4 protein-coding genes are annotated in these 4,678 nt (G+C 31.3%); all 4 read left to right on the top strand.

The window, feature by feature from the left end:
* Positions 1-22 precede the first annotated feature (22 nt).
* Positions 23-1,537, top strand: coding sequence for an SGNH/GDSL hydrolase family protein (locus C6H18_RS09665; protein WP_104722576.1), 1,515 nt, complete (start codon positions 23-25; stop codon positions 1,535-1,537).
* Between the two features lie 67 nt (positions 1,538-1,604).
* Positions 1,605-2,276, top strand: a complete 672-nt coding sequence (locus C6H18_RS07955; protein WP_104722577.1) for an acylneuraminate cytidylyltransferase family protein — start codon at positions 1,605-1,607, stop codon at positions 2,274-2,276.
* On the top strand, positions 2,273-3,304 hold the full coding sequence (locus tag C6H18_RS07950) for a class I SAM-dependent methyltransferase (RefSeq protein WP_104722575.1): 1,032 nt from the start codon (positions 2,273-2,275) through the stop codon (positions 3,302-3,304). Before C6H18_RS07955 ends, C6H18_RS07950 begins: the two co-directional genes overlap by 4 nt.
* Positions 3,305-3,341: 37 nt before the next feature.
* Positions 3,342-4,678, top strand: a 1,337-nt coding sequence (locus C6H18_RS07945) for a glycosyltransferase family 8 protein (RefSeq protein WP_104722574.1), incomplete at its 3' end; no start/stop codon positions are given.

Below are 4,678 nucleotides of genomic sequence, written 5' to 3'. Positions count from 1 at the left end.
AAAGAGGGTTTAGAGAGAAAAGATGAAAAATATTGTTTTACTTGGAGCAAGCAATAGTGTTATGCAAAATGGCTTATATTTAGGCTTACAAAGTGATAAAAATATAAGAATCCATAATTTTGCATTAGGAGCGACTACTTGTATCCAAAATTTATATGAAACCATAAGACATAAAAAGCTTTTGCAAAAAGCGGATTTAGTTATTACAGAATCTAATGTAACGGATATTAATTTAAATGGCGATACGCATTTAGGTTTTACATTTGATAAAGCGTATAGAAATTTATGTTGGCTTTATAAAGAGCTTTATTTTATTAATAAAAAAGTGCTTTGCTTACTTTTACCACGATTTCACGCTAATTATAAAATCCTCAATAATATCCATAGAAAATTAGCATTAGAGTATGGCTTTAATTGCATTGATTTGTCAAAATATTATGAGGAAAATGCACTTATAGAGTTTAATCATAGAATAGACCCCGTTCATCCCCAAGCAGAAATTATGCGAGAACTTGGCGTAAATATCATTAAAAACTTAAAGGCTTTTAGTGATTCTAAAGAGATTAAATCTAGCAATGACAACCCTGAATTTAAAATTCTAAGCCTTGAGGAAATGAAGCCTGAAATTGAAGCAACTTTAAGCAAAAATTCTATGTATTGCGAAAAAAGCTTTAGAATTTTTGAAGATTCTAAGCTTTATTTTGGAGAAAAATTTAAAAATTTTTATTGTTTAGCTGTGCATACTTGGAATCTTAATGACAAAAAGGAATTTTTCACTTTTGCAACATCAAGGCAAAAGATTTCACAAATCAAATTTCACAATAAAAACAAAGAATTTATCCAACAAACAAATTCTTACAATCAAGTTTTTGACCTCGGAGAAAATTTTTTAATTGACGAAGAAAGCTTTGTAAGTATCCAAACACAAAATAAAGAGTTTAAAACCTACCTTACTTGGACATTTAGAGAAACAAGGGAGATTCTTAAATACTGCGACATAATTGCCTTTTTCTTAGCAAAAAACGAAGGGAATTTTTGTAACGAAACATTAGAATTACAAAGCTTTGAGAATCTAGAAATCACTTTCCCTAAGCATTTAAATTTTCAGCATTTAATCCCTCCTGTAAAAAGCTATCAAAAAGTTATTGATGAATATTGTTTAGCAATGGATTTAAGAAAATTAGCTCCACTTCAAGCTCAAATTCAAAACCTAAAAGACGAACTAGACTCTAAACGCCCTACTGCTAAAACTCGCCTTAAATCTCACCTAGCTTATAAACTAGGAGAAGCAATGATTCTAAATTCTAAAAGTCTTTTAGGATATATAAGAATGCCTTATGTCTTATCTTATATAAAAGATAAACACAATAAAGAACAAAAACAATACCAAGAAAAAATAAAAAAGAATCCTAAATTAAAACTTCCTCCTTTAGAATCTTATTCTGATTATAAAGAATCTTTAAAAATAAAAACAACTCTTTCTTATAAGTTAGGAGAAGCATTAATAAAAGCTAATTCTGTGCGGGGGGGGGGATAATAAAATATATCTTTATAGATGTGCCTAGAATAAAGAAAGAATGGAAAGAAAAACAAAAGGAGAAAAAATGCTATTAGCACTTATCCCAGCAAGGGGAGGAAGCAAAGGTATAAAGAAAAAGAATCTTGCTCTTTTGGGCGATAAACCCCTGCTTTATTACACGATAAAAGCTGCTAAAGAATCAAAATGTATTCAAGAGATTGTTGTAAGTAGTGAAGATGAGGAGATTTTAGAATATGCCAAAAGTCAAGGTATTAGCACCTTAAAAAGACCAAAAGAACTTGCACTTGACACTTCAAGAAGTGATGAGGTTGTAGAGCATTGCTTAAAGCATTATCCAAATTATGAGGAATTTATCCTTTTACAGGCTACTTCACCCTTTAGAAGAGCAGAACATATAGACCAAGCTTATAGGAAGTTTAAAGAAGAGAATGCTCAAAGCTTGATTAGCGTTTGTGCTTATGAAAAGACGATTTTAAAAGCCTTTATCTTGAGTGAAAGAGGTTATTTAAAAGGAATCTGCAATGATTCTTTTCCTTTTATGCCAAGACAAGAATTGCCAGAAGTTTTTATGGCAAATGGAGCGATTTATCTAGGCAAGATTAAGAATTTTCTTAAAAACCCTTCTTTTTTAGCTCAACAAACAAGCTATTTTTTAATGGACACATTAAGCTCTTTGGATATAGATGAGCCTAGTGATTTACAAAAAGCAAATGAAATTTTAAAGGAACAAAAATGAAAATAATAGAAAAATATGGTAAAAGCTTTGATAATAAAGCAATCTTAAGAACGCCAGAATGGATAGAAAATCAAAGTGAAAATGCTAGAATAAAAGCCAAGAAGTTTATTAAAGAAGAAAAAGAGGCTTTAAATGCTTGTCCTATGTGCGAAAGTGCTAATGTTGTAGAATTTACAAGAATCTATGAATTTATTTATAAGGAATGCCAAAATTGCGAAAATCTCTTTTTAGCCAATCCTTTGAAAGATTTACAGAAACTTTATACCAATGATGGTTCTGAAAGCTCCTTTGAATGCTATTTAAATGATGAAATTTTTCATAAAAGACTAGAATTTATAGCAAGACCTAAGGTTGCCTTTATCGATGAAGTGGCAAGAAAATATCAGCAAACTAAGCTTTGGCTTGATATTGGAAGTGGTGGAGGAGAAAATCTCTATGCCGCTAAAGATTTGTGCTATGAAGTGCGAGGATTTGAATCAGATTATAAGGCTTTGAAATTTTCTAATGAAAAACTTAAAGGCGATTATGTCAAAGAGGGCTTTTTAGATATACAAAATTGCAATAAAGAGCTTTTAGAATCTATTAGAGAAAGTAATGTTATTACCTTTTTTAATGTTTTAGAGCATTTGGATAATCCTAGACAAACCTTAGAGTTTTTTACCCAAAATATGGCGAAAGATGCCTTGCTTGTGATAGAAGTCCCAAGGCATCCCTCCCTTTCTAGCTATGCAAATGCACAGGCGAGTAATAGAGTCTATCGGCATTTAATCCCTCCTTTTCACCTCAATATCTTTAGTGAAAAATCTTTAGAGATTGCCTACACTTCTTGTTCTCGGGGGGGGGGGTTAAAATTGGTTGGTAAATGGGTTTATGGACAGGGTTTTATGGATATAATTCACGCTTTTGAGGGATTTGATAAAAATCAATCTTTATATGAGAAAATCTCTTTGGTATCAAACCAAGTCCAAAAGATTCTTGATGAAAATGGCTTGGGAGATTTTTTATTGCTTGTTTTGCAAAAAATATAAAGCATAGAGAAAATAAAAGTTTTAAGAGGGAGAGAGAGTGTTTAATATCGTTTTTAGTGCGGATAATAATTATATTAAATATGTTGGGGTTTTGATAAATAGCATTATTAAAAACACTCAAACACAGCGGAGTTTTAAGGATTTTTGTGCAAGAGAGTATGAGCTAATAGGGTATGATAAGCTTGACTTTGAGGCTTTAAGCGATGAGGAAAAGCGTGAGGGTTATGTCTTCCATATCTTAAGCGAGGATATTTCACTAGAAAATGAGCAAAAACTTGATGCTTTAGAATCCAAACTTTGTAAAACTTATCCGCTTAAGATAAAGATTTATAAAAATTTGGGCTTAGATTTTGGGAGAATAGGGAGTTTAGGTTGGGGTGAAGGCAGGAATTTCACCACTTATTATCGTCTTGTAATACCAACTTTGCTTAGAGACTGCAAAACTTGTTTATATTTAGATGTTGATATGCTTATAAATGGAGATTTAAGAGAGCTTTTTAGTCTTGATTTAAAGGGTTTTGCATTAGCCACGGTGCAAAATCAACCACCTTTTGAAAATGTTTATAATGCGGGTTTTTTGCTCTTTAATCTTGAGATATGGAGAAAAGAGGATTTAGAGCAAAAGTGCTTAATGCGTTTAAAAGAATATCCAAATCAATTCGACCAAGGGGCATTAAACGCTGTGATAAAAAATGAAAACACACTTAAGATTCCTTTGAAATATAATTTTTGGCTTCAAACTTTTCAAAGTGATGATTATAAAATTTTTCAAAAAGAGGATTTTTTGCGTTTTAAAGAGCATACCCAAATTATCCACTACATACGACCTAAGCCTTGGCGTAGCCTTATGCTTTGGTTGCAGCATTCTAAAAACAAAGTTTTCTTTTATCAAAACATCATAGATTTGTGGTGGGAATGTGCTTTAAAAACTCCTATTTTTAACAAAGAATTGCAACAGAAAAAAATAGAGATGAATAATGAGTTTGCTACTAATATGCATCTCTATTTTAATCAATTAGAAAACACTCTCAAAGACCAAAATTCCCAAATCCAAACTTTACAATTTCACTTAAACTATGGCACTGCCTCCTCCCGCCTTAAATCTCACCTAGCTTATAAACTAGGAGAGGCAATGATAGATAATTCTAAAAGTCTTTTAGGATATATAAGAATGCCTTATGTCTTATCTTATATTAAAGATAAACACAATAAAGAACAAAAACAATACCAAGAAAAAATAAAAAAGAATCCTAAATTAAAACTTCCTCCTTTAGAATCTTATTCTGATTATAAAGAATCTTTAAAAATAAAAACAACTCTTTCTTATAAGTTAGGAGAAGCACTCATCACTGCTAATTCTGTGCGGGGGGGGGG

It is taken from the genome of Helicobacter mesocricetorum (assembly GCF_900198605.1).
Taxonomy (GTDB): Bacteria; Campylobacterota; Campylobacteria; order Campylobacterales; family Helicobacteraceae; genus Helicobacter_D; species Helicobacter_D mesocricetorum.
This window is presented reverse-complemented; position numbering and strand designations above follow the sequence as displayed.

What these genes read in the sequence shown, in the direction of transcription:
- C6H18_RS09665 (WP_104722576.1), top strand. Translation starts at nt 23, where the DNA reads ATGAAAAATATTGTTTTACTTGGAGCAAGCAATAGTGTTATGCAAAAT.
- C6H18_RS07955 (WP_104722577.1), top strand. Translation starts at nt 1,605, where the DNA reads ATGCTATTAGCACTTATCCCAGCAAGGGGAGGAAGCAAAGGTATAAAG.
- C6H18_RS07950 (WP_104722575.1), top strand. Translation starts at nt 2,273, where the DNA reads ATGAAAATAATAGAAAAATATGGTAAAAGCTTTGATAATAAAGCAATC.